Origin of the sequence: Buttiauxella sp. B2 (assembly GCF_006376615.1) — a bacterium.
Lineage (GTDB): Bacteria > Pseudomonadota > Gammaproteobacteria > Enterobacterales > Enterobacteriaceae > Buttiauxella.
Map to the genome: position 1 here is coordinate 34,545 of NZ_VEXQ01000009.1, position 26,728 is coordinate 61,272.

Below are 26,728 nucleotides of genomic sequence, written 5' to 3' on the forward strand. Positions count from 1 at the left end.
TGGAGTTACGGCACGTATTTGCTAACCATAATAAGGAGTTTAGGATGAAAGTTGCAGTCCTCGGCGCAGCGGGCGGAATCGGCCAGGCGCTTGCCCTTCTACTCAAGACCCAACTGCCTTCAGGTTCAGAACTCTCCCTGTATGATATTGCACCGGTAACCCCAGGTGTTGCAGTCGATCTGAGTCATATCCCTACTGATGTGAAAATCAAAGGTTTCTGCGGTGAAGATGCAAAACCTGCACTGGTTGGTGCAGATGTCGTGCTGATCTCTGCCGGTGTGGCACGTAAACCAGGTATGGACCGTTCAGACCTGTTTAACGTCAACGCGGGAATCGTGAAAAACCTGGTACAACAGATTGCTCAAACTTGCCCGAAAGCCTGTATCGGTATTATCACAAACCCAGTGAATACCACCGTTGCTATCGCGGCTGAAGTGCTGAAGAAAGCAGGTGTGTACGATAAAAACAAACTGTTTGGCGTGACTACGCTGGATATCATCCGCTCCAACACCTTTGTTGCGGAACTGAAAGGCAAGCAGCCGACTGAAATCGAAGTCCCTGTGATTGGCGGCCACTCTGGCGTGACCATTCTTCCACTGCTGTCTCAGATCCCAGGCGTAAGCTTCACTGAGCAAGAAGTTGCTGATTTAACAAAGCGTATCCAAAACGCAGGTACTGAAGTTGTAGAAGCGAAAGCGGGTGGCGGGTCTGCAACCTTGTCAATGGGCCAGGCTGCTGCACGTTTTGGTCTGTCTCTGGTTCGCGCGCTGCAAGGCGAAAGCAATGTTGTTGAATGTGCGTACGTTGAAGGGGACGGCGAGCACGCTCGTTTCTTCTCTCAACCTTTGCTGTTGGGCAAAAACGGTATTGCAGAGCACAAATCCTACGGCAAGCTGAGTGCATTTGAGCACCAGGCGCTGGAAGGTATGCTGGATACACTGAAGAAAGATATTACCCTTGGCGAAGAGTTTGTTAACAAATAAACTCTGCGTTTAAGAGATAAAAAAACCGGAACTTTGTTTCCGGTTTTTTTTCGCCTGCTATTTATCAGTTAGTAGCGGGATATTCCTGAATGGTTACTTGCAGTGTCAGCTTCTTCTCATCGCGCATGACTTCAACTGGAATCACCGAGCCTGGGCGAATTTCAGCAACCTGGTCCATCGTTTCCAGCGCCGAAATTGCGGGTTTATGGTTCACTGAAACAATCACGTCATTAACCAGAAGGCCTGCTTTTGCTGCCGGGCCGTCAGGAGAAACTTCGTTAACGATGATCCCTTGAATCTGATCAATGCCGGTTGCAGGGCCGTGCAATGGTGTTATCTCACGCCCGCCGATGCCAATGTAGCCACGAATTACTCGGCCATCACGGATAAGCTTATCCATTATTTTGGTGGATAGTTGTGTGGGTATCGCAAAGCCAATACCTTCCGGTGTTTCCCCGTCGTTGCTCTTATCAAAAGATAACGTGTTGATACCCATTAGTTCACCTAACGAGTTAACCAACGCGCCACCTGAGTTGCCGTGGTTGATTGAGGCGTCTGTTTGCAAGAATGACTGGCGGCCTGAAGGGCTAAGGCCGATACGACCTGTGGCACTGATTATCCCCTGAGTAATGGTTTGCCCGAGGTTATATGGATTACCAATTGCCATCACGATATCGCCAATATGCGGTACGCGCTTATTGTTGATAGGAATAACAGGAAGGTTTGTTGCGTTGATTTTCAGAACTGCCAGGTCGGTAAGGCTATCAGAACCAACCAGAAGCGCTTCAAACACACGGCCATCCTGAAGGGCAACGATAATTTGCTCTGCATCATTAATGACGTGTTTATTGGTGATGATGTAACCACGTTCGTCCATGATGACGCCGGAACCGAGGGTGCGAATTTCTAGCTGGTTATGCGAGTTGTTACCAACACTGCGGTTATAGACGTTTACCACAGCAGGCGCAGCGCGGCGCACCGCAGAGTTATAGCTCAGTGGTGTTTCATCGGCACTGTCAAACTTCGAGGGTGCTAAGGGGACGATTTTCTGGCGCAGCGTTGGTAATGCCACCAACAACAATCCAGCCACAATCAGGCCAATTACCACCGAGCGTAATATCTTCAGAAACATGAATTTGAGTTAGTTAATGATAAATCGGACGAAGAATAGCATGAGTTAATCGGACATCGTACTGAGATGTCCGATTACTGAGCAGATTAGCGCAATAACAGATAGATACTTTCTTCACCGCGAACAATATGCAGTGCAATAACGTCTGGTTTGCTTTCAAGCACCTTACGCATCTCGGCAATACTCGAGATTCGGTCGCGGTTTACACCAATGATTACGTCGTCTTTATGTAGCCCAACCTGTGCGGCTGGCGTGCCTTTTTCAACGCTATCTAGCTTGATGCCTTTAGTGCCATCTTTCAGCTGACCATCACTTAATGTCGCCCCTTGTAAGGCTGGCGTGATCAACTCTGCATTGGCCGATGACGCAGTGCTTTTATCCAGCGTTACGCTCACTTCCAACGGTTTGCCATCACGCAGCAAGCCCAACTTCACCACTGTTCCTGGCTCAGTTGTGGCGATTTTTGCGCGCAGCTCAGCAAAACTGCTAATGTTTTTGCCGTTCAGGCTGGTAATTACATCACCCGCTTTGACGCCTGCTTTGGCTGAGCCCGATTGCGGCAAGACTTCGCTGACGAATGCACCACGTTGGGTCGTCAGGTTGAAGGCTTTTGCAATGTCAGCACTCATTTCAGTGCCTTTAATACCCAGCAAGCCGCGTTTGATCTCGCCAAATTCCATCAACTGTTTAGCCAGGGTTTGCGCCATATTACTTGGGATGGCAAAGCCGATACCGACGCTGCCGCCACTTGGCGCGAGAATCGCGGTGTTAATACCGATAAGTTCGCCATTCAGGTTCAGCAATGCACCACCGGAATTACCACGGTTAATAGAGGCATCTGTCTGGATAAAGTTTTCCAACCCTTCTAGATTTAGGCCGCTACGACCTAAAGCTGAAACGATACCTGAAGTAGCTGTTTGCCCAAGGCCGAATGGGTTCCCTACGGCAACAGCAAAATCACCAACGCGCAGTTTGTCTGAGTCAGCAACGGTGATTTGTGTCAGGCCACTGGCATTCTGGATTTGAATTAGTGCAATGTCACTTTGGTCATCGCCACCAATCAATTTGGCATCAAACTCACGCCCATCATTAAGCTGTACGCTGATTTTCTCAGCGTGATTAATGACGTGGTTATTGGTCAGCACATAGCCTTTTTCCGCATTGATGATCACACCCGACCCCAAACCTTCAAACGGTTGGGCTTCTGATGGTGGCATGTCATCACCAAAAAACTTTTTAAATTCCTCGGGGACTTTCTGACTTGGCGCTGCAGCTGTCCCTTCAACCTGAACACTCACCACGGCAGGTAATACTTTTTCCAGCATTGGTGCAAGGCTTGGCAAGGCTGGCTGACCCGGAACTTGTGCTGGTAACGATGCATACACCTGCGATGCAACACCGAACGTTAGTCCGACACTTAACGCTAACGCACTCAACAACAGGGTTTGTTTCTTCATTGATGGCTTGCTCTCGTGACCTGGAAAAAGGAAAACCCGATAACACTCCGATGTTATTGAAATATCAGCCGGGTAACAATGTTGTTATAGAGTGAAGAAATATTAGTAAATGATAGCTGTGCGTGAGAGAGATTGGGGTACGAAAGCTGTACCCCAGAAAAAAATTCTAGATTTGTGATTAATCGCGTTTTGCGCGCTCGGTACGCAGCAAACCGGATGCGCCATCAGAGTAGTCACGCGGCATTTGTACCGGTGCCTGATCGTTGCTGGCTTCTGATTCAGCGAGGCGGTTACGGAATGGGTTCGCTTCAGCTGACATTTCAGGCAACAGGCTGCTGGAGCTTTTTGCCATGTGTTGGTAAAGCTGGCGATAGTCATGAGCCATGTTATCCAGCAATTCCGCGCTACGAGCAAAATGACTGACTAACTCTTCACGATACTCTTCAAGTTCTGCTTTGTTTTTCTCAATTTCGTACTGCATAGCCTGCTGCTGACGCAGCTTGCGGTTGCCAAAACGCATAGCAACTGCACCAACGATGATGCCAACAACTAACCCAATTAGCGCATATTCCCAGGTCATGAACTTCTCCCGTTGTCTTGTGTTTCCGTAGGGTAATGTAGCCACTATAACCGTTAACCTAAGAGAAGTGGAATCCTGACGCAGCATCGCTTAGGGTAGAACGGCCTTTTTTTCGACAACCGTCCTTTTTTGAGTACTTTTTGAGTATCAAGTAAACGGCAATCCGATTTTTAAGGGAATACCATAATACCATGCAAAATCTCTCCCCTGCATTGCGCTACCAACAAGCCCTGGCCGAGGGCTGCTATCAACCTGATGATGTTCAGCGTGAAGCTGTAATGCGGCTGGACGCTATCTGTCAGGTATTAAGCAAACCATCGCCTGCTGTAACAACGAGTACAGGCTTTTTTGGCAAGCTCTTTGGGAATCGTAGTGTCTCGGAAAATCAGGACCCCGTCCGTGGGCTATATATGTGGGGCGGAGTAGGGCGAGGGAAAACCTGGTTAATGGACATGTTTTTTCAGAGTTTACCTGGCGAGCGCAAGCTGCGACTGCACTTTCACCGATTTATGCTGCGAGTCCACGAAGAACTGGCCGAGCTACAAGGGCAAACCGATCCGCTGGAACTGATTGCCGACCGCTTCAAAGAAGAGACAGATATTCTCTGTTTCGATGAGTTTTTTGTGTCTGACATCACTGATGCAATGCTGCTTGGTACATTAATGAGAGCGCTGTTTGCAAGAGGGATTACCCTGGTGGCAACATCTAATATTCCGCCGGATGAGCTTTATCGTAATGGCTTGCAGAGAGCACGATTTATCCCCGCAATTGAAGCAATAAAACGCCATTGTGAAGTGATGAATGTTGATGCTGGCATTGATTACCGTTTGAGAACACTGACTCAAGCCCACCTTTGGCTCTCTCCAGTTAATAACGAAACCGCACAACAAATGGAAAAACTCTATACCGCGCTGGCGGGTTTAGCGCGGAAAGGGGAGCCGGTGCTGGAAATTAACCATCGGCCTCTTGCCACACTTGGCGTTACTAATCAGACGTTGGCGGTAGATTTTAATACATTATGTGTTGATGCTCGCAGCCAGCATGACTACATCGCGCTTTCACGTCTTTTTCATACCGTTATGTTGTTTAATGTGCCAGTGATGAATACCCGCAACGAAAATGAAGCTCGGCGATTCATCGCGTTGGTTGATGAGTTTTATGAACGCCACGTTAAGCTGGTGGTTTCTGCACAGGTTTCGATGTTCGAGATTTATCAGGGAGAAAGATTGCGCTTTGAGTTCCAGCGCTGCTTGTCTCGCCTGCAAGAAATGCAAAGTGAAGAGTATTTGCGTTTGCCGCATATGCCTTGAACCACATTAGGTGGTTGAAATCACAAAAAGGGGTCGACCTTTAGGGGCGACTTCCCTATAATCTTGCGACCCCACGTTACAACCAAAGTTTTTTTCCCAAAACTTGGTCGTGCTGGCATTGGCTATTCGAAGGGGTAGGTTTGCCGGACTTTGTCGTGTGAACCTTGAACTGATTTTAAACGTTTGGGTGAACACCTACGTGTAACTATTATTGGGTAAGCTTTTAATGAAAACTTTTACAGCTAAACCAGAAACCGTACAGCGCGACTGGTTCGTTGTTGACGCTGACGGTAAGACCTTAGGTCGCCTGGCTACTGAACTGGCAAGCCGTTTACGCGGTAAGCACAAAGCGGAATACACTCCGCACGTTGATACTGGTGATTACATCATCGTTCTGAACGCAGAAAAAATTGCTGTAACCGGCAACAAGCGTACTGACAAAGTGTATTACCGTCACACCGGCTACGTCGGTGGTATCAAACAAGCGACCTTTGAAGAGATGATTGCTCGCCACCCTGAGCGTGTGATTGAAATCGCGGTTAAAGGCATGCTGCCAAAGGGCCCGCTGGGCCGTGCTATGTTCCGTAAACTGAAAGTTTACGCGGGCACCGAGCACAACCACGCGGCACAGCAACCGCAAGTTCTGGACATTTAATCGGGATCATGGCAATGGCTGAAAATCAATACTACGGCACTGGTCGCCGCAAAAGCTCCGCAGCTCGTGTTTTCATCAAACCGGGTAGTGGCAAAATCATCATCAACCAACGTTCTTTGGAACAGTACTTCGGTCGTGAAACTGCCCGTATGGTAGTTCGTCAGCCGCTGGAACTGGTTGATATGGTTGAGAAATTCGATCTTTACATCACTGTTAAAGGTGGTGGTACTTCTGGTCAGGCTGGTGCGATCCGTCACGGTATCACCCGCGCTCTGATGGAGTACGACGAGTCCCTGCGTGGCGAACTGCGTAAAGCTGGCTTCGTTACTCGTGATGCTCGTGAAGTTGAACGTAAGAAAGTCGGTCTGCGTAAAGCACGTCGTCGTCCTCAGTTCTCCAAACGTTAATTGTCATCTGCTATTTGCAGAATTCAATTTGCGAAAAACCCGGTCTTGTACCGGGTTTTTTTATGCCTAAAAATTATATTTAGTGTCTCTAACATTATGATAAAACTAATTTTTCAGGCAAATCCAAGATCCGTCCCCCACAAAACCCGTAAAATCTGGTAAACTATCAACCAATTTTCTGCCCGAAGGTCGGCATCAGGTTGTTTTCGCCTCGTTTTGTGGCGACTGGTGGTTTTCCGGCGTGATGGGTATCAAACGGTCAGGTTAGTTGCCGCTTGTGCGGCTATTAGCAGTAATTTTCTGAATAAACTTGGAGGTTTTCATGGCTGTCGCTGCCAACAAACGTTCGGTGATGACGCTGTTTTCCGGTCCTACTGACATCTATAGCCACCAGGTGCGTATCGTACTGGCTGAAAAAGGTGTTAGCGTTGAAATTGAGCATGTGGAAACGGATAACCTGCCTCAGGATCTGATTGACCTCAACCCAAATCACAGCGTACCGACCTTGGTTGACCGCGAACTTACCCTGTGGGAATCCCGCATCATCATGGAATATCTTGATGAGCGTTTCCCGCACCCACCATTAATGCCGGTTTATCCGGTTGCTCGTGGTGAAAGTCGCCTGTACATGCATCGTATCCAGAAAGACTGGTACTCCCTGATGCATATCGTGATGAACGGTTCTGCTCAAGAAGCTGATGCTGCTCGCAAGCAATTACGTGAAGAGTTGCTGGCAATTGCACCTGTATTTACTCAGAAACCTTTCTTCCTGAGTGATGAGTTCAGCTTGGTAGATTGCTACCTGGCACCTCTTCTGTGGCGTTTGCCGCAGATGGGTATTGAGCTGGCAGGCGCGGGTTCTAAAGAGATGAAAGGTTACATGACTCGCGTATTTGAGCGTGATTCATTCCTCGCTTCTCTGACCGAACCAGAGCGCGAAATGCGTCTGCAAACCCGGGGCTAATTGATGGATATGTCACAATTGTCACCACGTCGTCCGTATCTGCTCCGTGCTTTTTACGAGTGGCTATTGGATAACCAGCTCACTCCGCATCTGGTGGTGGATGTGACATTGCCAGGCGTGCAAGTTCCGATGGAATATGCGCGTGATGGACAAATCGTTCTGAATATCGCGCCTCGAGCTGTCGGTAATCTGGAACTGGCAAATGGCGATGTGCGTTTTAACGCGCGCTTCGGTGGTGTGCCACGGAATGTATTTGTTCCTATGGCCGCAGTTTTGGCTATCTACGCTCGTGAAAACGGTGCAGGCACCATGTTTGAGCCTGAAGCTGCCTATGATGAAGGTGTTGAAAGTCATAACGATGACGATCAAAATGCATTTGAATCAGAAATGGTGATGCAGGTTATCGATGGTGATCGTCCGGATCATGACGAAGATAATGATCCCGATGATACTCCCCCTCCTCGAGGTGGTCGTCCGGCACTGCGCGTAGTGAAATAACTCGCGAAGTTATGCCGCTAAAGCAAATTGAAGCCAGTCTAATGACTGGCTTTTTACTGCCTCAAATAAACCCACTGGTTGCATCTTTCGTAAGCCATGATTTGCTGTGTTATGATTCGAAAATATAATTTTCGAGCTTTCTCCCATAAAACGGCCAATTCTGACACGATGAGCACATTTGACGAGCAACCACCTGAGACGACTGAAACCATCGGACATACGATGCGCCGGCGTCCGCTTGCGCGTAAAAAACTCTCGGAAATGGTGGAAGAAGAGCTTGAGCAAATGATTCGCAGGCGCGAATTTACTGAAGGGGAACAATTGCCTTCGGAACGCGAACTGATGGCTTTTTTCAATGTTGGCCGCCCTTCGGTACGCGAAGCACTTGCGGCACTTAAACGAAAAGGGTTGGTGCAGATAAGCAACGGGGAACGCGCCCGTGTTTCACGGCCATCAGCCGATACGATTATTGGCGAACTATCTGGCGTGGCGAAAGATTTCCTCTCACGGCCTGGCGGCATTGCTCATTTTGAGCAACTGCGAATGTTCTTTGAATCCAGTCTGGTCCGCTATGCCGCTGAATTCGCCACAGACGAGCAAATCGCCCGCCTTGGAAAGGCACTGGAGATGAATAACCAGGCTCTGGATGATAACGATCTGTTTATTCGCTCTGATATCGAATTCCACCGGGAGCTGGCGGAGATCCCTGATAATCCAATCTTTATGGCGGTACATGTCGCGCTGTTGGATTGGTTGATTGCGGCGCGTCCAACAGTTCCGCAGGATATTCTTCACGCACACAATAATGTTAGTTATCAGCAGCATATTGAAATTTATAATTCAATCAAGTCACACGATCCTGATGCGGCTGACGCTGCATTAAAGGCTCATCTGAAAAGCGTATTTGCATCCTATTATTCCACTCCGCGTAAACGCAATTCGAAAAAGTAGCTCACATTAATCTGAGATCCCACGCACGTCTTTTCCAGTAACGTTTGATCAACCATCGCAATTTCATATGAACAAGATCGCATCCTGACGTATTTGGAGTGTGATGTTTACTTTTTGGTCTGGTATAACAGGTATAAAGGTATGTCGTTATATTTTGAAACCAGACAACAAAGAGGCGTTTATGACACAGAATCTTCGCGGTGTGATGCCCGCACTACTTACTCCTTTTAATCAGCAACAGCAGATAGACACCGACAGCCTACGACGTCTGGTTCGTTTCAATATTGAACAGGGTGTCGATGGCCTATATGTCGGCGGTTCGACAGGTGAAGCCTTCTTGCAGAGCACACAGGAGCGTGAACAGGTGCTGGAAATTGTTGCCGAAGAAGCTAAAGGAAAAGTGACCTTAATTGCGCACGTTGGCGTTATCAGCACACATGAGAGCCAGACGCTGGCAAGCGCCGCACACCGTTATGGATTTGATGCCGTCTCCGCAGTAACACCGTTTTACTACCCGTTCAGCTTCAATGAACATTGTGACCACTATCGCGCAGTGATTGATTCATCTGGCGGTTTGCCCATGGTGGTCTACAACATTCCAGCATTGAGTGGCGTGAAGCTGACTCTTGAGCAGATTGATTCCTTAGTTAACTTGCCTGGTGTTGGCGCATTAAAACAGACCTCAGGCGATCTCTACCAGATGGAACAGATCCGCCGAGCACATCCGGATCTTGTGCTCTACAACGGTTATGACGAAATCTTTGCCTCTGGTCTATTAGCAGGTGCTGATGGCGGCATTGGTAGCACTTACAACGTAATGGCCTGGCGTTATCTGGCCATCATGCAAGCTGTGCAAGAAGGTGATACGCAGCGCGCAAGACAGTTGCAAGGCGAATGTAATAAAGTTATTGATTTGTTAATTAAGGTGGGTGTGTTCCGTGGGTTGAAAACCCTTTTACATTACATGGATGTTGTTGCCGTGCCGCTGTGCCGGAAACCTTTTGCATCGGTTGATGAGCAATATCTCCCTGAGCTTAAAGCACTCGCAGAACAGTTACAGGAAGAACGAGCAACGTTCTGAAAGCACATATAAACCATGATGCTGAAAACAGTATCGCTATTACCTAATCTGACCTAACCAAAGGGCGGGTTTTGAAGAACCCGCGCCGGGAGTGCTTTATGAACAACACTGCCCAACAGATCCCGTGGTATCGACATTTGACTAAGCCGCAATGGAAAGCATTTTCAGCCGCATGGATTGGCTACTTGTTGGATGGTTTTGATTTTGTCCTGATTGCGTTAGTGCTGACTGAAATTCAAAGTGAATTTGGCCTGACAACGATTCAAGCTGCGAGCCTAATCTCCGCAGCATTTATCTCACGTTGGTTTGGTGGCCTGGTTTTAGGTGCGATGGGTGACCGTTATGGTCGCAAATTAGCCATGATAACCAGCATCGTGTTGTTCTCTTTCGGTACGTTGGCCTGCGGTTTTGCTCCAGGTTTTACCACCATGTTCCTTGCTCGTCTGTTGATTGGGATGGGAATGGCGGGTGAATACGGCTCGAGCGCTACCTATGTCATTGAAAGTTGGCCAAAACAACTGCGAAATAAAGCGAGCGGTTTTCTGATATCAGGTTTTTCAGTAGGTGCAGTGATTGCAGCTCAGGTGTATAGCGTTGTGGTGCCGGTATGGGGCTGGCGAGCGCTGTTTTTCATCGGTATTTTGCCCATTATTTTCGCGCTCTGGTTGCGTAAAAATATTCCAGAAGCTGAAGACTGGAAAGAGAAGTTTGCCAATAAAACACCGACCAAAACCATGGTGGATATTTTGTACCGGGGTGAACATAGAATTATCAATATTGGCCTGACAATAGTCGTCGCGAGTGCACTTTACTTCTGCTTTGCCGGCAATCTTGGCAATGCGGCACTTATCGCAATACTGGGGTTGATATGTGCAGCAATATTCATCAGTTTCATGGTGCAAAGTAGTGGTAAACGTTGGCCGACAGGCGTCACGTTGATGATTGTCGTTTTCTTTGCGTTCCTCTATTCGTGGCCGATTCAGGCGTTACTACCGACCTATCTGAAAACTGAACTGGCATACGATCCCTTAACGGTGGCCCACATTCTCTTCTTTAGTGGGTTTGGTGCCGCGGTAGGTTGTTGTGTGGGTGGTTTCCTTGGTGACTGGTTAGGCACTCGTAAAGCCTATGTCTGTAGTCTACTTGCCTCACAACTCTTAATTATTCCGGTATTTGCCATAGGTGGCGGCAATATTTGGGTGCTGGGTTTGCTTTTATTCCTGCAACAAATGTTGGGGCAGGGGATCTCCGGGATCTTGCCAAAACTGATTGGGGGTTATTTCGATACTGAGCAGCGTGCAGCCGGGTTAGGCTTTACCTATAACGTCGGCGCGCTGGGCGGTGCACTCGCTCCAGTAATTGGGGCGACTATTGCGCAGCGCCTCGATTTAGGTACCGCTCTGGCTTCGCTCTCGTTCAGTCTGACGTTTGTAGTCATCCTGCTGATTGGTCTGGATATGCCATCTCGTGTTCAACGCTGGATTCATCCAGAGGCGTTGCGTACACACGATGCGATCGACGGTAAACCGTTTAGTGGTGCAGTTCATGCGGATGCGGCCAAACGTCGCATAATGCAGAAAGTGGTTAAATAACAACGTCTGCAGTAAGCATAAAAAAGCCCGGTGATAGGCATATCACCGGGCTTTTTAAGTGCTTTGTAGATCGTTACACTTCGAGGAAGTTCAGGATCCCGTCAGCTGCTTTGCGACCTTCAGCGATCGCTGTGACCACCAGGTCAGAACCACGAACAGCATCACCGCCAGCAAAGATTTTTGGGTTGCTGGTCTGGAATGGGTTATCGCTACCTTCCGGAGCCAGAATACGGCCCTGGCTGTCCAACTCAACGCTGTGTTTTTCCAGCCACTGCATGGCATGTGGGCGGAAACCAAACGCCATAATAACGGCATCAGCAGGGACAACGTGCTCTGAGCCGGCAACGATTTCTGGACGACGACGGCCATTAGCATCCGGTGCACCCAACTCCGTACGAGCAACTTTCACACCCGAGACGCGGCCATTAGCGTTAACTTCCACACCCAGCGGCTGTACGTTGAACTGGAATTCCACACCTTCTTCGCGCGCATTTTTCACTTCACGCTTAGAGCCTGGCATGTTCTCTTCGTCACGGCGATAAGCACAGATAACGTGCGTTGCGCCCTGGCGAACAGATGAACGTACGCAGTCCATTGCGGTATCACCACCGCCAAGTACTACGACACGTTTGCCTTCCATATTCACATACGGTTCTTCCGGTGAGTCGCCAAAACCCATGATCTTTTTGGTGTTAGCAATCAGGAACGGTAGAGCGTCGAATACGCCCGTCGCATCTTCATTCTCTAAACCACCGCGCATTGACTGATAAGTGCCTACGCCGAGGAATACGGAATCATATTCTTTCAGTAGATCGTCAATCTGAACATCACGGCCAACTTCGGTGTTCAGTTTGAACTCGATGCCCATGCCGCTGAAGATTTCACGGCGTTTAGTCATCACTTCTTTTTCCAGTTTGAACGCTGGAATACCGAAGGTCAGTAAACCACCGATTTCTGGGTGACGATCGTAAACCACCGCTTTGACACCGTTACGTGCCAGCACATCCGCACATGCCAACCCCGCAGGGCCCGCGCCGATGATGGCAACACGTTTGCCGGTTTGCTTCACGCCAGTCAGGTCTGGTTTCCAACCCATCTCAATCGCTTTATCGTTGATATAGCGCTCGATGTTACCAATGGTGACGGCACCAAACTCATCATTAAGCGTACAAGAACCTTCACACAGACGGTCTTGCGGGCAAACACGGCCACACACTTCCGGCAGGCTGTTTGTCTGGTGAGACAGTTCAGCCGCTTCAATGATGCGCCCTTCGTTGGCAAGCTTCAGCCAGTTTGGAATGTAGTTATGAACCGGGCATTTCCATTCACAGTAAGGGTTACCGCAGGACAGGCAGCGGTCTGCCTGTGCTTTAGCCTGGCCTTCTGAGAACGGCTCGTAAATTTCCACAAATTCAATTTTACGGATCTTGAGCGGTTTCTTTGGTGGATCAACGCGCTGTAAGTCGATAAATTGATAAACGTTTTGACTCATCGTGACCTCTTACTGCGCCTGCACCCGCAGCTCTGCGGCGCTTCGACTACGGTGACCCAACAATGCTTTGACATCACTGGACTTCGGTTTAACCAACGTGAATTTCGATGCAAATTCCGGCCAGTTTGCCAGGATCTCTTCGCCGCGCTGGGAACCCGTCAGTTGCACATGCTCGGTAATCATACCTCGCAGGTGTTCTTCGTGAATTGCCAGCTCATCAACGTTGAGCAGTTCTACCAGTTCAGGGTTAACGCGTTTACGGAAATCGCCATCTTCATCGAGCACGTAAGCGAAACCGCCGGTCATACCTGCACCGAAGTTCACACCTGTTTTGCCAATGACGCAGACGATGCCGCCAGTCATGTATTCACAACCGTTATCGCCAATGCCTTCCACTACGGTAATTGCACCGGAGTTACGCACTGCGAAACGCTCACCCGCACGGCCTGCAGCATAAAGTTTGCCGCCTGTCGCACCGTACAAACAGGTGTTACCGATAATGGTCGCTTCGTGGCTGCGGAAGGCTGAGCCCACCGGAGGACGCAACGAGATCAAGCCACCCGCCATGCCTTTACCAACGTAGTCGTTAGCATCGCCAGTCAGGTGCAGCTCGACGCCACCGGCGTTCCATACACCAAAACTCTGTCCAGCAGTACCACTGAAATGCGCTTTAATCGGATCGGCTGCCAGACCCTGGTCGCCATTATGTTGCGCGATATAACCAGACAACATGGCACCCACTGAACGGTCAGTGTTGCGGATATCAAACCAGAACGTTTTGCTCTGTTTGTCGTCCACGTACGGCTTAGCCTGACTCAGCAGTTGGGCGTTCAGATCGCCTTTATCAAATGGCGGGTTCGTTTCGGTCCAGTACACCGCTTTGCCTGGCATAGGTTCAGCTGTTTTCAGCAAGTTAGATAGATCCAAGTTTTGTTGTTTGGCCGTGATTCCGTCCAGCTCTTTGAGCAATTCGGTGCGGCCAATCAAGTCTACCAGACGCTTCACACCCAACTGCGCCATCAACTCACGTGTTTCACGGGCGATAAATTCAAAGTAGTTGGTCACTTTGAATGGCAGGCCGTGATAGTGGTTTTTACGCAGTTTTTCGTCCTGAGTTGCAACACCGGTTGCACAATTGTTCAGGTGGCAAATACGCAGATATTTACAACCCAGTGCGACCATTGGACCGGTACCGAAACCAAAGCTTTCCGCGCCAAGAATCGCTGCTTTGATGATATCGAGACCCGTTTTCAGGCCACCATCAACTTGCAGACGGATCTTATGACGCAGACCGTTAGCAACCAGCGCCTGCTGTGTTTCCACCAGACCTAGTTCCCACGGACAGCCCGCATATTTCACAGATGACAGCGGACTTGCACCTGTACCACCGTCGTAACCGGCGATAGTAATCAGGTCGGCATACGCTTTAGCAACACCGGTTGCGATGGTGCCAACGCCTGGTTCGGAAACCAGTTTTACTGAAATCAACGCTTTAGGGTTTACCTGTTTAAGGTCGAAAATCAGCTGCGCCAAATCTTCAATAGAGTAAATATCATGGTGTGGCGGTGGAGAAATCAGTGTGACGCCAGGCACGGAATAACGCAGTTTTGCGATATACGGTGTGACTTTATCACCTGGCAATTGGCCGCCTTCGCCTGGTTTTGCACCCTGAGCGACTTTAATCTGGATAACATCTGCGTTAACCAGGTAAGCCGGGGTTACACCGAAGCGGCCAGAAGCCACCTGTTTGATACGAGACACTTTATTGGTGCCGTAGCGCGCAGGGTCTTCACCTCCTTCACCTGAGTTGGAGTTCCCGCCGATGCTGTTCATCGCTTCAGCCAGTGATTCGTGCGCTTCCGGGCTTAATGCACCAATAGACATTGCGGCAGTATCGAAGCGTTTGTACAGTTCTGAGGCTGGCTCAACGTCTTCAATTCTGACTGTTTCACCTTGCGGATTCAGTGCGAGCATATCGCGCAGTGTTGCCACCGGACGCTCGTTCACAAGCTTCGCGTACTCTTGATAATCTTTGTACTCGCCGCTGTTCACTGCTTTTTGCAGCGTCTGCACCACATCTGGGTTGTAGGCGTGATATTCACCACCGTGGACGTATTTCAGCTGTCCACCCTGATCCAGTGGTTTACGTGCTAACCACGCGCGTTTAGACAGATTCAGCAAGTCTTGTTGGAAGTCGTTGAAACCGGCACCACCAATACGGCTGACAACACCCTGGAAGCACAGCTCAGAAACTTCTTTATGCAAGCCAACAGCTTCAAACAGCTTCGAGCAACGATAAGAGGCGATAGTCGAGATGCCCATTTTGGACATGATCTTGTACAGCCCTTTGTTGATGCCGTTGCGGTAGTTCTGCATCACGCTACGGTAGGATTTTTCAATCGCGCCGTTGTCGACCAACTTCGCTAGCGTTTCGTAAGCGAGGTATGGATAGACTGCCGTTGCGCCAAAACCGAGCAGAACAGCAAAGTGGTGCGGGTCACGCGCACTTGCAGTTTCGACGATGATGTTTGCATCACAACGCAGGTTCTTCTCAACCAGGCGGGTTTGAATTGCCCCCACAGCCATTGGCGCGGGAACCGGCAGGCGATTTTTAGCAATATTACGGTCAGACAGCACCAGCAGCACGGTGCCGTTGCGAACCATACGTTCTGCTTCGTCACACAGTGCATTGACAGTTTCGTGCAGCGACTGGGTTGAAGCATCGTAGGTGATGTCCAGCGTATCGGCACGGTAGTGCTGTTCTTCAAGCGAAGTGAGCTGCTGGAAATCTGACCACAGCAGAATTGGCGATTTGAAGCTCAGGCGGTGTGCCTGGCCTTCTGCTTCACAGAAGACGTTCATTTCGCGGCCAATGCTGGTCGCCAGTGACATAACGTGTGCTTCACGCAGCGGATCGATTGGCGGGTTTGTTACCTGTGCAAACTGCTGGCGGAAGTAATCGTAAATGATACGTGGTTGGCTGGAGAGCACGGCAAACGGGGTATCATCACCCATAGAACCGACGGCTTCCTGGCCATTTTCACCCAACACTCGAATCACAGAATCCAGCTCTTCTACGCTGTAGTTGAACTGCTTCTGGAAGCTGGCAAGCGTATCGTCATCCAGTTCACGGGTGCCCACTTCTTCGTCTGGCAAATCTTCAAACGGCACCAGGCGACGGACGTTATTTTCCATCCACTCTTTATACGGATGGCGACTTTTCAAATCTCCATCGGTTTCAGCCGAATGCAGAATGCGGCCGATACGCGTATCGATAACCATCAACTCGCCTGGGCCAACGCGGCCTTTCTCGACCACTTCATCAGGCTGGTAATCCCAGATCCCAACTTCGGAAGCACAAGTGATCAGCTTATCTTTGGTGATAACGTAGCGTGCCGGGCGCAGGCCGTTACGGTCCAGGTTACAGGCAGCGTAGCGACCATCGGACATAACGATACCGGCTGGACCATCCCACGGTTCCATGTGCATGGAGTTAAAGTCGAAGAAGGCGCGCAGTTCCGGGTCCATGTTCGGGTTGTTCTGCCATGCTGGTGGAACCAGCAAACGCATAGCACGAACGATATCCATTCCGCCTGCTAACAGCAGCTCAAGCATGTTATCCATGGAACTGGAATCGGAGCCGGTTTCGTTAACGAATGGCGCAGCGTCATGCAGATCCGGGATCAGTGGCGTCTGGAATTTATAGGTACGCGCACGTGCCCACTGGCGGTTACCGGTGATGGTATTGATTTCACCGTTGTGTGCAAGGTAGCGGAACGGCTGGGCCAGCGGCCAGCGTGGTACGGTGTTGGTGGAGAAGCGCTGGTGGAACAGACAAATTGCTGATTCCAGACGCAAGTCCGCCAGGTCCAGGTAGAAGCGCGGCAAATCTGCCGGCATACACAGACCTTTATAGATGTTGACCAGGTTCGAGAGACTACAAACGTAGAAATCTTTATCCTGGATTCGTTTCTCAATGCGGCGACGGGCGATAAACAGGCGACGTTCCATATCACGTGGACGCCAACCGGCCGGGGCATTAACAAAAATTTGTTCGATGCGAGGCTTTGAGGAGAGGGCTATTTCACCGAGTACGTCTTCATTAGTGGGCACTTCGCGCCAACCAACAATCGACAGGGTCTCATTTTGCAACTCTTCTTCAATGATGCGGCGGCTTGCACTCGCCAGCGTGTCGTCTTTATTTAAGAAAATCATACCTACGGCATAATTTTTTGCCAAACGCCAGCCACGCTCTTCCGCAACGATTCGGAAGAAACGGTCAGGTTTTTGCAACAGCAGGCCACAACCATCACCGGTTTTTCCATCGGCGAGGATTGCTCCACGGTGCTGCATTCGGGCTAGTGCGTGAATAGCGGTACGCACTACCTTGTGGCTAGGTTCGCCTTCTATGTGGGCGATCAGGCCGAAACCACAGTTATCCTTCTCAAGGGATTTATCGTACAACATATCAGTGAACCTCCCCAGGCTCTACGTGACTCTCTCCCAACCGATTGCGCACAGGCGTAAAAAGGGCATGGCGACGGGGTTTCGCGTTTCATACGCTCACCTCGCGTGTCGCCCTCTTTAATGACCTTTTGCATCGGTTTCACAAGTGTTGAGGACTTGCTTTAGAGGGAATCTAAATTACTGCATAAATATGATGGGCACAGAACCCATCCAGAAAGCTTCCAGCGGATTTCCAAGTTATCGGGAAAGCGCACACAGGTCAAATGGCATTCTTATTTATAGGTAATAGCACTATTTTATAATTAAGATAATGATTATTAACATTTTTTAATCATTTTTGTCGCAATTAAACGACTAGAAAACGAGGCGGGTTATGTGATCTCTCTCACTGTCTGAGGGCTAGCAGAATTACAGACCATGCTGGCAATGATGTTATTGCCAGTATGATCTACTGACATATAGCATTAGCGCGCATCAAGACACTGTTTTTCAACATGCCACATATTCTATAAATAAAAGGGAGTGATATAAGGAAAAGTAATCATCTTACGAGTGAGTAAAATTGCACTTATTTTGCATTTATATGCAATGGATAAAGCTGCGCCAGAGCGATTGATCCAGGTCATCGCTAAATTGGGCAGAAAATGGCAGGCTACATCCCTTTTACGGGCGGCCCATCAGATTATGCAGTTACAAAAATTAGTCAATATGTTTGGTGGTGATCTTCAGCGCCGTTATGGCCATAAGGTCCATAAACTGACACTACATGGTGGTTTTAGCTGCCCAAATCGCGATGGAACTATCGGTCGTGGTGGATGTACTTTCTGCAATGTCGCGTCTTTTGCCGATGAAACTCAACAAAACCATACAATTGCCGAACAGCTGGAGCGCCAGTCCCAGTTAGTGAACCGCGCGCAACATTATCTCGCTTATTTCCAGGCGTACACCAGTACATGGGCGGAAGTGCAGGTGTTGCGCTCGATGTATCAGCAGGCAGTTAGCCAGGCCAGCATCGTTGGATTATGCGTGGGGACGCGCCCAGATTGCGTTCCGGATAGCGTGCTTGATTTGCTAAGTGAATATCATGAGAAAGGCTATGAGGTCTGGTTAGAACTGGGCTTACAGACCGCTAATGACAAAACATTGCATCGTATCAACCGCGGGCATGATTTTACCTGCTATCAGGAAACCACTCGCCGTGCACGGGCGCGGGGATTAAAAGTGTGTAGCCATCTTATTGTCGGTTTGCCAGGTGAAGAGCAAACGCATTGTATGGAAACGCTTGATAAAGTTGTGGATACCGGAGTGGACGGTATCAAACTCCATCCACTGCATATTGTCAGTGGTAGTACTATGGCAAAAAGTTGGCAGGCAGGGCGTTTGCAACCCATTGAATTAGAAGAGTACGCGAAGACCGCTGGTGAAATGATTCGCCATACGCCATTGGATGTCGTGTTTCATAGAATTTCTGCCAATGCCCGCCGACCGACCCTGCTGGCACCACTGTGGTGTGAAAATCGCTGGACTGGAATGGGGGAAATCGACAAGTACCTGACGCAGCACGGTACGCAAGGTTCGGCACTGGGTACACCGTGGAGCCCAACAATTCTATTGTAAATCCTGAGCGTGAGATCTTTTTGCGGTATATTTATCAGATTGAAGGCGAGGGAAACGTTCCATGAAGCAAATCCGGTTACTGGCGCAATATTACGTTGATTTGATGGTGAAGCTCGGATTAGTGCGCTTCTCTTTGTTACTGGCCTCCGCCCTGGTGGTGCTGGCTATTGTGGTGCAAATGGCCGTGACGATGCTGTTACGCGGCCAGGTCGAAAGTATAGATGTTGTTCGCTCTATCTTTTTTGGCCTGTTAATTACACCCTGGGCTGTCTATTTCCTTTCCGTGGTGGTTGAACAACTCGAAGAGTCGCGTCAACGACTGTCAAAGCTTGTACAAAAACTTGAAGAGATGCGTGAAAGGGATCTCAAGCTCAATGTGCAGCTCAAAGACAATATTGCTCAATTGAACCAGGAAATTGCTGACCGCGTTAAGGCGGAAGATGAACGTCAAACCATGCTTGAGCAACTTAAAGTTGAGATGCAGGAGCGCGAAGAGACGCAAATACAGCTTGAGCAGCAATCCTCATTTTTACGTTCATTCCTTGATGCATCGCCCGATCTGGTTTTTTATCGCAATGAAGATAAAGAGTTTTCAGGCTGTAACCGTGCCATGGAGCTGCTGACAGGTAAAAGTGAAAAGCAACTGATCAACCTGAAGCCGGAAGAAGTGTATTCGCCAGAGGCGGCGCAAAAAGTTATCGAAACGGACGAAAAAGTGTTCCGTCATAATGTGTCGCTGACCTACGAACAATGGCTGGATTATCCCGACGGGCGCAAAGCCTGCTTTGAAATTCGTAAAGTGCCTTACTACGACCGTGTAGGTAAGCGTCACGGTTTGATGGGCTTTGGCCGCGACATCACTGAGCGTAAGCGTTATCAGGATGCACTTGAACGCGCAAGCCGCGACAAAACCACTTTCATTTCAACTATCAGCCACGAATTGCGTACTCCATTGAATGGCATTGTCGGTTTAAGCCGTATCTTGCTTGATACGGAACTGAACCCTGAACAAATCAATTATCTTAAAACCATTCATGTCTCAGCGATCACGCTCGGTAATATTTTCAATGACATCATTGATATGGATAAGCTTGAGCGCCGTAAAGTTCAGCTTGATAACCAACCGATTGACTTCACCAGTTTCCTCGCCGATTTAGAGAATCTTTCTGGTTTGCAGGCCCAGCAAAAAGGGCTGAAGTTAGAGATGAACCCAACGTTGCCACTGCCGCATAAAGTGGTGACGGACGGAACACGTTTACGTCAGATCCTCTGGAACCTGATCAGCAATGCCGTGAAGTTCACGCCGAAAGGTGGGTTGGTCGCCGTGCGCGTGCGTTATGAGGAAGAAAATACGCTGCGCTTTGAAGTGCAAGATTCCGGGATTGGCATCCCACAAGATGAACAGGACAAAATCTTCGCCATGTATTATCAGGTGAAGGATAGCCACGGAGGTAAACCGGCGACGGGGACGGGCATCGGTTTAGCGGTGTCGCGTCGTCTGGCGAAAAGTATGGGCGGCGATATTACTGTTAACAGTACGCCAGGCGAAGGCTCGCTGTTTACCCTGACGGTGCAGGCACCTCGTGTGGCTGATGAAGTCGAAGATACGCTTGATGATGACAAAATGCCGCTGCCTGCTTTACACGTCTTGCTGGTAGAAGATATTGAACTCAATGTGATTGTTGCGCGTTCGGTGTTGGAGAAGCTAGGCAACAGCGTAGATGTCGCTATGACCGGCAAAGAAGCGCTAGAAAAATTTACCCCGGGTGAATATGACCTGGTGTTGTTGGATATCCAGTTGCCTGATATGACGGGGTTGGATATTTCCCGACAGCTAACAACACGTTACGCCCGTGAAGATTTACCACCGTTAGTAGCATTGACGGCTAACGTATTGAAAGATAAAAAAGAGTATCTGGATGCTGGCATGGACGACGTGCTGAGCAAACCACTCGCAGTTCCGGCGTTGATGGCAATGATCCAAAAATTCTGGGACAACCAACAGTCAGAGTCTTTAAAGGAGTCTCAAATGCCTCAAGTTAATAGCGAAAAACAGCAAGCTTTGCTCGATATTCCAATGCTTGAGCAATACATGGACCTTGTAGGACCGAAACTGATTACTGATGGGTTGGCAATGTTTGAGAAAATGATGCCGGGTTACCTAAGTGTACTGGACTCCAACATGACCGCACGTGACCAAAAAGGCGTGGTGGAAGAAGGCCATAAGATCAAAGGTGCTGCGGGTTCTATTGGGTTGCGCCATTTGCAGCAAGTTGCTCAGCAAATTCAGTCGCCTGATTTACCTGCATGGTCTGAAAATGTGGGTGAGTGGATCGAAGAGTTGAAGCAAGAATGGCAACATGATGTAGATGTTTTGAAAGCCTGGGTTGCAAGCGCTCCCAAAAAATGACCCCGGATGAACCGGGGTGCGCGAAATACTGCGCCAACACCAGGGAAAAAGCAGGTTGCGCCGTTAGTTATAGGTATTTATCCAGGCGGCGCAGCCGATAATCTCGTGGGCTGCTCAGGCATTAAGATAGCAAATCTTAAATGATTTGTTACATGAATCAGTAAAATGTGTGAAGCATAGCGATCAAATCATCATAACTAATAAGATTTATCGCATGACGAAAAGGAATAGCGGAATGAAGAAGATTGGTGTGGTGCTCAGTGGTTGTGGGGTCTACGACGGTAGCGAGATTCAAGAAGCTGTCATTACCCTGCTGGCAATCGCGCGTTGTGGCGCTGAAGCTGTTTGTTTTGCACCCGATAAACCTCAAGCAGACGTTATCAATCACCTTAACAATGGCAAGGCTATCGAACATCGTAATGTGCTCGCTGAAGCGGCACGAATTACCCGTGGGGCGATCTTCCCGCTGGCTCAGGCTGATGCAAATGAACTGGACGCGCTGATCGTACCTGGTGGGTTTGGGGCCGCAAAAAACTTGTGTGATTTTGCCAGCAAAGGTAGCGACTGCCAGATTGATAGCGATCTGCGTCGGCTGGCCCGAGATTGCCATGCCCAGGGTAAACCGCTTGGCTTTATTTGTATTGCTCCAGTGATGTTGCCAAAAATTTTGGATGTGCCGGTACGTTTGACCATCGGTACGGATATTGACACCGCAGAGATTGTGGAAGAAATGGGGGCCGAACATGTCCCTTGTCCGGTCGATGATATCGTGGTTGATGAAGAGCATAAAGTGGTGACTACACCTGCTTATATGCTGGCGACACGTATTGATGAAGCCGCAATGGGTATTGAAAAGCTGGTGGCTCGTGTTGTGGATATGGCTGAATGAAGAAAGGGCGTATTGCGCTCTTCGGTTCCATCAAGCGCTGGCTATTGCGTGGAGTGCTGGCGTTGGTAGGAATCTGGTTGGCGGGGGTTATCCTGTTTAGCTTTTTACCAGTACCATTTTCAGCAGTAATGGTCGAACGGCAATTTAGCGCCTGGTTTAGCGGTGATTTTGGTTATGTTGCGCATTCGGATTGGGTGGGCATGGACGATATTTCACCTTTGATGGGACTTGCGGTTATCGCGGCGGAAGATCAGAAGTTCCCGGACCATTGGGGATTTGACGTAGCGTCAATCGAAAAAGCTCTTGCCCATAACGAACGCAATGAAAATCGCGTTCGTGGTGCATCCACGTTATCTCAGCAAACAGCAAAAAACCTGTTCCTGTGGGATGGACGCAGTTGGGTGCGTAAAGGCTTTGAAGCAGGATTAACACTGGGCATGGAAGTGATATGGACTAAACGCCGTATTTTGACGGTTTATTTGAATATCGCAGAATTTGGCGATGGAATTTTTGGTGTTGAAGAGGCTTCACAACGTTATTTCCATAAACCTGCAAGCCACCTGACAGCATCAGAAGCTGCGTTACTTGCCGCTGTATTACCAAATCCTATCCGCTTTAAAGCGAATGCTCCTTCCGGGTATGTACGGCAGCGCCAGCAATGGATTTTGCGCCAGATGCGCCAACTTGGTGGCGAGTCATTCATGGCGCAGCATGAATTGAAGTGAATTAGTCTTCATCAAAACCCGCATTGAACAGCGCGATAACCGCGTTCAATGCTTGTTCTTCTTCAGGCCCAGTGACTTCAATTTCGATGTGACCACCTTTGGCGGAATCCAGCATCAACAGAGCAATCACACTATTGGCTTCAGCTTCAGTACCAGCCTCATTTCTCAGCATCACCTCAGCATCAAAGCTTTGCACCAGTTCGAACAGCTTCATGGCTGGGCGCGCATGCATACCCAGCTTGTTGGTTATCTCAACGGTCTGTTTTACGGTCATGTTTTGCGTTTTTCCAGCGTACGGTGACGGGACTGCACGTTTTTACCGCGTGAGCGGAAATAGTCTGCCAGCTGCTCTGCAATATAAACTGAACGGTGTTTACCGCCAGTACAGCCAATCGCCACAGTCAGATAGCTGCGGTTATTGGTTTCCAGCATCGGTAACCAAAGCTCAAGGTAGCTGCGCGTCTGGTAGATAAAGTTGTGCACTTCGGTGTGACGGTCAAGGAATGCGGCAACAGGCCTGTCCAGTCCAGTCATCGGACGCAGTTTCGGATCCCAGTGAGGGTTCGGCAGGAAACGCACGTCGAACACGTAATCTGCATCAATCGGAATACCGTGTTTAAAGCCGAAGGATTCAAACACCATCGTCAGTTCGCGTTCGCGTTTACCGAGCAGGCGAGTTCGCAGCATTTCCGCAAGTTCATGCACCGACATTTCAGAAGTATCGATGATCAGATCAGCTCTGGATTTCAGCGGTTCCAATAGATCGTTTTCTTCATCAATCGCACTTTCCAGCGAAAGATTTTTACTTGAAAGCGGGTGCAAACGGCGCGTGTCGCTATATCGACGGATCAGCGTATTGCGATCGGCATCGAGGAACAACAGTTGCGGAGAAAACGTATCAGGCAGATTGGTCATTGCCTGTTCAAAAATTTCCGGGTTTTCCGGCATGTTACGCACGTCGATGCTGACTGCCGCAGAGATTTGTCGTTCTGCGAGAGTTTTGGCAAGATCGGGTAACAGCACTACTGGTAGGTTATCTACACAGTAGAATCCCATATCTTCTAGTGCACGCAAGGCTACAGATTTCCCTGAACCAGAGCGGCCGCTGACAATCATCAGCACCATGTCATCACTCCCCCAACTTCTCTTGCTGTGGCATCCACGTGACCGCAGCCAGATTATTCATGTTCACTACCGTTTTCTGTTTCGGTAATGATCTGATAAAGCTCTTCGTCACTTTGTGCTGTACGTAGGCGTCGGCAAATTGTTTTGTCCGCTAGACGTTTTGCCACCAGAGACAAAGTATGTAAATGCGTTTTTGTTTGATCCGCCGGAACAAGCAACGCAAACATTAGATCTACCGGTTGATTATCGATAGCGTCAAACGCGATAGGGGTTTCCAGTTTAATAAAGACCCCAACAGCGCGGGTAGTATCTTCTTCCAGTTTCCCATGAGGAATGGCGATACCATTACCGATGCCGGTACTACCCATGCGTTCACGCGTCAGCACGGCTTCAAAGACCACTTGGGATGGTAAGCCGAGTTGTTTTGCTGCCAGTTCACTGATGATTTCCAGTGCACGTTTTTTACTCTGGCAATGTACATTCGTGCGGGTACATTCTTGGTTCAGGACATTACTTAGTTGTAGAGCAGAATCGTTGTTCATCATAAGTTCACCTAAGCCTCCTGTTATGCTAACGGCCCGTTACTCCAGGCAACGAGCCGTCTATGCCAAAACAGTTGCCCGGATTATCAGTGTTGTTTTAGTTTATCTTTATGTTTGGTTAACTGGCGTGCCAGTTTATCAACCAGACCATCAATAGCCGCATACATATCCTGGCCTTCTGCGCTGGCATGGATTTCACCACCATTCACATGTAGCGTTGCATCGGCAATGTGCGTGACTTTTTCCACTTTTAACACAATGTAGACTTGGTTAATTCTGTCGAAGTACTGCTCCAGTTTGGCAAACTTCGTACTCACAAAATCGCGCAGTGCGTCAGTGATTTCGACGTTATGTCCTGTAATGTTGAGCTGCATAGTGTCTTCCTTATCGGTTAAGTCACACCAGTTGTTTACGCTGATTTGACGGTGGTATGGATAAAGACTCTCGGTACTTCGCAACAGTGCGGCGTGCCACCATGATCCCTTGATCGGATAGCATAGTCGTTAACTTGCTATCACTCAGTGGTTTCACGGGGTTTTCCGCAGCAATTAACTTCTTAACCAATGCTCGAATCGCCGTTGAAGAGGCTTCACCTCCACCTTCGGTATTCACATGGCTTGAGAAGAAATATTTCAGTTCAAATATCCCGCGCGGGCTGTGCAAATATTTTTGCGTCGTCACACGGGAAATAGTCGATTCATGCATTTCGACCACTTGGGCAATATCAGCGAGAACCATAGGTTTCATGTGTTCTTCACCATGCTCAAAAAAGCCTTGTTGTTGCTCAACGATACAGCGGCTAACGCGCAGCAGCGTATCATTGCGGCTTTCAAGGCTCTTAATCAGCCATTTTGCTTCTTGCAGATTACTACGGATAAATTGTGAGTCACTGTCATTGCGGGCGTTTGTGCCCATCGCAGCGTACTGCTGATTTATTTTCAGACGCGGAATGCTGTCGGCATTTAACTCAACCGCCCAGCGGCCCTGCATTTTTTTAACCAGAATATCTGGAATGACATACTCGGGTTCGCTGGTCTGAATGGATTGCCCTGGGCGCGGATCAAGAGACTGAATCAGGCACATCGCCTCTTTCAGCACTTCTTCTTTCAGACGCGTGACGCGCATCAGACTGCGGAAATCATGGTTGGCGAGCAAATCCAGATGATCGCTGACAATCAGGCGAGCTTCTACCAGCCACGGTGTTTCTCGGGCGAATTGTGATAGCTGGACGAGGAGGCAATCACGTAGATCGCGTGCGGCAACGCCAACAGGATCGAAACGCTGCACGCGTTTGAGTACCGCTTCCACCTCGTCGATTGTGATTTCGTCATCACCCATGCTTTCCAGAATTTCTTCCAGTGAAACCGTGAGGTAACCCATCTCGTCGACGGCATCAACAATCGATGTTGCAATAGCGGTATCGGTATCCGAAAACGGGGTGAGATCGACCTGCCACATCAGATAGTCCTGGAGTGACTGGGTTGTTTCCCCCTGATAAACCGGCAATTCGTCATCAATGTAATCCGTTCCAGTTCCCGATGGCGTACCCGCGGTGTAGATTTCATCCCAGCTGGTATCCAACGGTAACTCATCAGGCATTTCTTTCTGTTCGAGAGCCTCACGAGTATCTAACGCTTCATTATCACGAACTTCCTGAGTTTCGATTTCTTCATGCAGATCGGTTTGCTCAAGCAGTGGGTTGCTTTCCAGTGCTTGCTGAAGTTCTTGCTGCAACTCTATCGTCGACAGTTGCAACAGACGAATCGCCTGCTGTAACTGGGGAGTCATAGCAAGTTGTTGGCTAAGCCGTAATTGCAAACCTTGCTTCATATTCAGAGCGAGCGTCCTCAG

General features: G+C 49.1%; 23 protein-coding genes. 13 read left to right on the top strand and 10 right to left on the bottom strand.

Annotation, left to right across the window (positions count from 1 at the left end):
* Positions 1-44 precede the first annotated feature (44 nt).
* A complete protein-coding gene (mdh, locus tag FH968_RS11910) occupies positions 45-983 on the top strand; it encodes a malate dehydrogenase (protein ID WP_139879719.1) in 939 nt (312 codons plus the stop codon).
* Between the two features lie 64 nt (positions 984-1,047).
* Here mdh and degS read toward each other — a convergent pair whose 3' ends face one another.
* The 3 genes from degS to zapG form a co-directional block, all read right to left on the bottom strand.
* The gene (gene degS, locus FH968_RS11915; RefSeq protein WP_139879721.1) at positions 1,048-2,115 is read right to left on the bottom strand and encodes an outer membrane-stress sensor serine endopeptidase DegS; all 1,068 of its coding nucleotides are present in this window, start codon (positions 2,113-2,115) and stop codon (positions 1,048-1,050) included.
* Positions 2,116-2,201: 86 nt separating this feature from the next.
* The gene (gene degQ, locus FH968_RS11920; protein ID WP_139879723.1) at positions 2,202-3,572 is read right to left on the bottom strand and encodes a serine endoprotease DegQ; all 1,371 of its coding nucleotides are present in this window, start codon (positions 3,570-3,572) and stop codon (positions 2,202-2,204) included.
* A gap of 178 nt (positions 3,573-3,750) precedes the next feature.
* The gene (gene zapG / locus FH968_RS11925) at positions 3,751-4,152 is read right to left on the bottom strand and encodes a Z-ring associated protein ZapG (RefSeq protein WP_034459804.1); all 402 of its coding nucleotides are present in this window, start codon (positions 4,150-4,152) and stop codon (positions 3,751-3,753) included.
* A 191-nt stretch (positions 4,153-4,343) separates the two neighbouring features.
* Here zapG and zapE point away from each other — a divergent pair, with 191 nt between their 5' ends.
* From zapE to FH968_RS11970, 8 genes are all read left to right on the top strand, one after another.
* Complete coding sequence (gene zapE / locus FH968_RS11930; RefSeq protein ID WP_139879725.1) at positions 4,344-5,462, top strand: cell division protein ZapE; 1,119 nt, start codon at positions 4,344-4,346, stop codon at positions 5,460-5,462.
* Between the two features lie 226 nt (positions 5,463-5,688).
* Positions 5,689-6,117, top strand: coding sequence for a 50S ribosomal protein L13 (gene rplM, locus FH968_RS11940; RefSeq protein ID WP_139879727.1), 429 nt, complete (start codon positions 5,689-5,691; stop codon positions 6,115-6,117).
* A 14-nt stretch (positions 6,118-6,131) separates the two neighbouring features.
* Positions 6,132-6,524 carry a 30S ribosomal protein S9 gene (gene rpsI / locus FH968_RS11945; protein WP_034459799.1) on the top strand — a complete coding sequence of 131 codons (393 nt, stop codon included), beginning with the start codon at positions 6,132-6,134 and terminating at the stop codon, positions 6,522-6,524.
* A 322-nt stretch (positions 6,525-6,846) separates the two neighbouring features.
* A complete protein-coding gene (gene sspA / locus FH968_RS11950; protein WP_139879730.1) occupies positions 6,847-7,488 on the top strand; it encodes a stringent starvation protein SspA in 642 nt (213 codons plus the stop codon).
* Between the two features lie 3 nt (positions 7,489-7,491).
* A complete protein-coding gene (gene sspB, locus FH968_RS11955; protein WP_139879732.1) occupies positions 7,492-7,986 on the top strand; it encodes a ClpXP protease specificity-enhancing factor in 495 nt (164 codons plus the stop codon).
* 168 nt (positions 7,987-8,154) lie between these two features.
* Positions 8,155-8,937 (top strand): transcriptional regulator NanR, encoded by a 783-nt coding sequence (locus FH968_RS11960; RefSeq protein ID WP_139879734.1) that lies wholly within the window; start codon positions 8,155-8,157, stop codon positions 8,935-8,937.
* A gap of 181 nt (positions 8,938-9,118) precedes the next feature.
* The gene (nanA, locus tag FH968_RS11965; RefSeq protein ID WP_139879736.1) at positions 9,119-10,018 is read left to right on the top strand and encodes an N-acetylneuraminate lyase; all 900 of its coding nucleotides are present in this window, start codon (positions 9,119-9,121) and stop codon (positions 10,016-10,018) included.
* A 98-nt stretch (positions 10,019-10,116) separates the two neighbouring features.
* Entirely contained in the window at positions 10,117-11,610 is a 1,494-nt protein-coding gene (locus FH968_RS11970; protein ID WP_139879738.1) for an MFS transporter, read from the top strand.
* 73 nt (positions 11,611-11,683) lie between these two features.
* Here the strand turns inward: FH968_RS11970 and FH968_RS11975 are convergent, their stop codons facing one another.
* Both FH968_RS11975 and gltB read right to left on the bottom strand, forming a co-directional pair.
* Positions 11,684-13,102, bottom strand: a complete 1,419-nt coding sequence (locus FH968_RS11975; RefSeq protein WP_139879740.1) for a glutamate synthase small subunit — start codon at positions 13,100-13,102, stop codon at positions 11,684-11,686.
* A 9-nt stretch (positions 13,103-13,111) separates the two neighbouring features.
* Entirely contained in the window at positions 13,112-17,569 is a 4,458-nt protein-coding gene (gene gltB / locus FH968_RS11980; RefSeq protein ID WP_139879742.1) for a glutamate synthase large subunit, read from the bottom strand.
* Positions 17,570-18,253: 684 nt separating this feature from the next.
* Between gltB and FH968_RS11985 the strand changes: the two genes are divergently transcribed.
* From FH968_RS11985 to mtgA, 4 genes are all read left to right on the top strand, one after another.
* Positions 18,254-19,186: a TIGR01212 family radical SAM protein gene (locus FH968_RS11985; RefSeq protein ID WP_139880001.1), complete on the top strand. Its 933-nt coding sequence runs from the start codon at positions 18,254-18,256 to the stop codon at positions 19,184-19,186.
* A gap of 61 nt (positions 19,187-19,247) precedes the next feature.
* Positions 19,248-21,596 (top strand): aerobic respiration two-component sensor histidine kinase ArcB, encoded by a 2,349-nt coding sequence (gene arcB, locus FH968_RS11990; RefSeq protein ID WP_139879744.1) that lies wholly within the window; start codon positions 19,248-19,250, stop codon positions 21,594-21,596.
* 235 nt (positions 21,597-21,831) lie between these two features.
* Positions 21,832-22,485, top strand: coding sequence for an isoprenoid biosynthesis glyoxalase ElbB (gene elbB / locus FH968_RS11995; protein ID WP_139879746.1), 654 nt, complete (start codon positions 21,832-21,834; stop codon positions 22,483-22,485).
* Positions 22,482-23,210 (top strand): monofunctional biosynthetic peptidoglycan transglycosylase, encoded by a 729-nt coding sequence (gene mtgA / locus FH968_RS12000; protein WP_139879748.1) that lies wholly within the window; start codon positions 22,482-22,484, stop codon positions 23,208-23,210. Before elbB ends, mtgA begins: the two co-directional genes overlap by 4 nt.
* Position 23,211: 1 nt before the next feature.
* Here mtgA and npr read toward each other — a convergent pair whose 3' ends face one another.
* The 5 genes from npr to rpoN all read right to left on the bottom strand — a co-directional run bounded on the left by npr (position 23,212) and on the right by rpoN (position 26,707).
* On the bottom strand, positions 23,212-23,484 hold the full coding sequence (gene npr, locus FH968_RS12005; protein ID WP_064543100.1) for a PTS phosphocarrier protein NPr: 273 nt from the start codon (positions 23,482-23,484) through the stop codon (positions 23,212-23,214).
* A complete protein-coding gene (rapZ, locus tag FH968_RS12010) occupies positions 23,481-24,335 on the bottom strand; it encodes an RNase adapter RapZ (RefSeq protein ID WP_139879750.1) in 855 nt (284 codons plus the stop codon). The genes npr and rapZ overlap by 4 nt, the downstream gene beginning before the upstream one ends.
* Before the next feature lie 53 nt (positions 24,336-24,388).
* Positions 24,389-24,880, bottom strand: a complete 492-nt coding sequence (gene ptsN / locus FH968_RS12015; protein ID WP_139879753.1) for a PTS IIA-like nitrogen regulatory protein PtsN — start codon at positions 24,878-24,880, stop codon at positions 24,389-24,391.
* A gap of 83 nt (positions 24,881-24,963) precedes the next feature.
* Positions 24,964-25,251 (bottom strand): ribosome hibernation promoting factor, encoded by a 288-nt coding sequence (gene hpf, locus FH968_RS12020; RefSeq protein ID WP_139879755.1) that lies wholly within the window; start codon positions 25,249-25,251, stop codon positions 24,964-24,966.
* A 22-nt stretch (positions 25,252-25,273) separates the two neighbouring features.
* On the bottom strand, positions 25,274-26,707 hold the full coding sequence (rpoN, locus tag FH968_RS12025) for an RNA polymerase factor sigma-54 (RefSeq protein ID WP_139879757.1): 1,434 nt from the start codon (positions 26,705-26,707) through the stop codon (positions 25,274-25,276).
* Positions 26,708-26,728: the final 21 nt, after the last annotated feature.

Coding starts and splice junctions, on each gene's coding strand:
- degQ (WP_139879723.1), bottom strand. CDS start 3,572: ATGAAGAAACAAACCCTGTTGTTGAGTGCGTTAGCGTTAAGTGTCGGA.
- elbB (WP_139879746.1), top strand. CDS start 21,832: ATGAAGAAGATTGGTGTGGTGCTCAGTGGTTGTGGGGTCTACGACGGT.
- zapG (WP_034459804.1), bottom strand. CDS start 4,152: ATGACCTGGGAATATGCGCTAATTGGGTTAGTTGTTGGCATCATCGTT.
- mdh (WP_139879719.1), top strand. CDS start 45: ATGAAAGTTGCAGTCCTCGGCGCAGCGGGCGGAATCGGCCAGGCGCTT.
- sspB (WP_139879732.1), top strand. CDS start 7,492: ATGGATATGTCACAATTGTCACCACGTCGTCCGTATCTGCTCCGTGCT.
- npr (WP_064543100.1), bottom strand. CDS start 23,484: ATGACCGTAAAACAGACCGTTGAGATAACCAACAAGCTGGGTATGCAT.
- FH968_RS11960 (WP_139879734.1), top strand. CDS start 8,155: ATGAGCACATTTGACGAGCAACCACCTGAGACGACTGAAACCATCGGA.
- degS (WP_139879721.1), bottom strand. CDS start 2,115: ATGTTTCTGAAGATATTACGCTCGGTGGTAATTGGCCTGATTGTGGCT.
- FH968_RS11985 (WP_139880001.1), top strand. CDS start 18,254: ATGCAGTTACAAAAATTAGTCAATATGTTTGGTGGTGATCTTCAGCGC.
- hpf (WP_139879755.1), bottom strand. CDS start 25,251: ATGCAGCTCAACATTACAGGACATAACGTCGAAATCACTGACGCACTG.
- sspA (WP_139879730.1), top strand. CDS start 6,847: ATGGCTGTCGCTGCCAACAAACGTTCGGTGATGACGCTGTTTTCCGGT.
- ptsN (WP_139879753.1), bottom strand. CDS start 24,880: ATGATGAACAACGATTCTGCTCTACAACTAAGTAATGTCCTGAACCAA.
- rapZ (WP_139879750.1), bottom strand. CDS start 24,335: ATGGTGCTGATGATTGTCAGCGGCCGCTCTGGTTCAGGGAAATCTGTA.
- arcB (WP_139879744.1), top strand. CDS start 19,248: ATGAAGCAAATCCGGTTACTGGCGCAATATTACGTTGATTTGATGGTG.
- FH968_RS11970 (WP_139879738.1), top strand. CDS start 10,117: ATGAACAACACTGCCCAACAGATCCCGTGGTATCGACATTTGACTAAG.
- FH968_RS11975 (WP_139879740.1), bottom strand. CDS start 13,102: ATGAGTCAAAACGTTTATCAATTTATCGACTTACAGCGCGTTGATCCA.
- rplM (WP_139879727.1), top strand. CDS start 5,689: ATGAAAACTTTTACAGCTAAACCAGAAACCGTACAGCGCGACTGGTTC.
- mtgA (WP_139879748.1), top strand. CDS start 22,482: ATGAAGAAAGGGCGTATTGCGCTCTTCGGTTCCATCAAGCGCTGGCTA.
- zapE (WP_139879725.1), top strand. CDS start 4,344: ATGCAAAATCTCTCCCCTGCATTGCGCTACCAACAAGCCCTGGCCGAG.
- rpoN (WP_139879757.1), bottom strand. CDS start 26,707: ATGAAGCAAGGTTTGCAATTACGGCTTAGCCAACAACTTGCTATGACT.
- nanA (WP_139879736.1), top strand. CDS start 9,119: ATGACACAGAATCTTCGCGGTGTGATGCCCGCACTACTTACTCCTTTT.
- rpsI (WP_034459799.1), top strand. CDS start 6,132: ATGGCTGAAAATCAATACTACGGCACTGGTCGCCGCAAAAGCTCCGCA.
- gltB (WP_139879742.1), bottom strand. CDS start 17,569: ATGTTGTACGATAAATCCCTTGAGAAGGATAACTGTGGTTTCGGCCTG.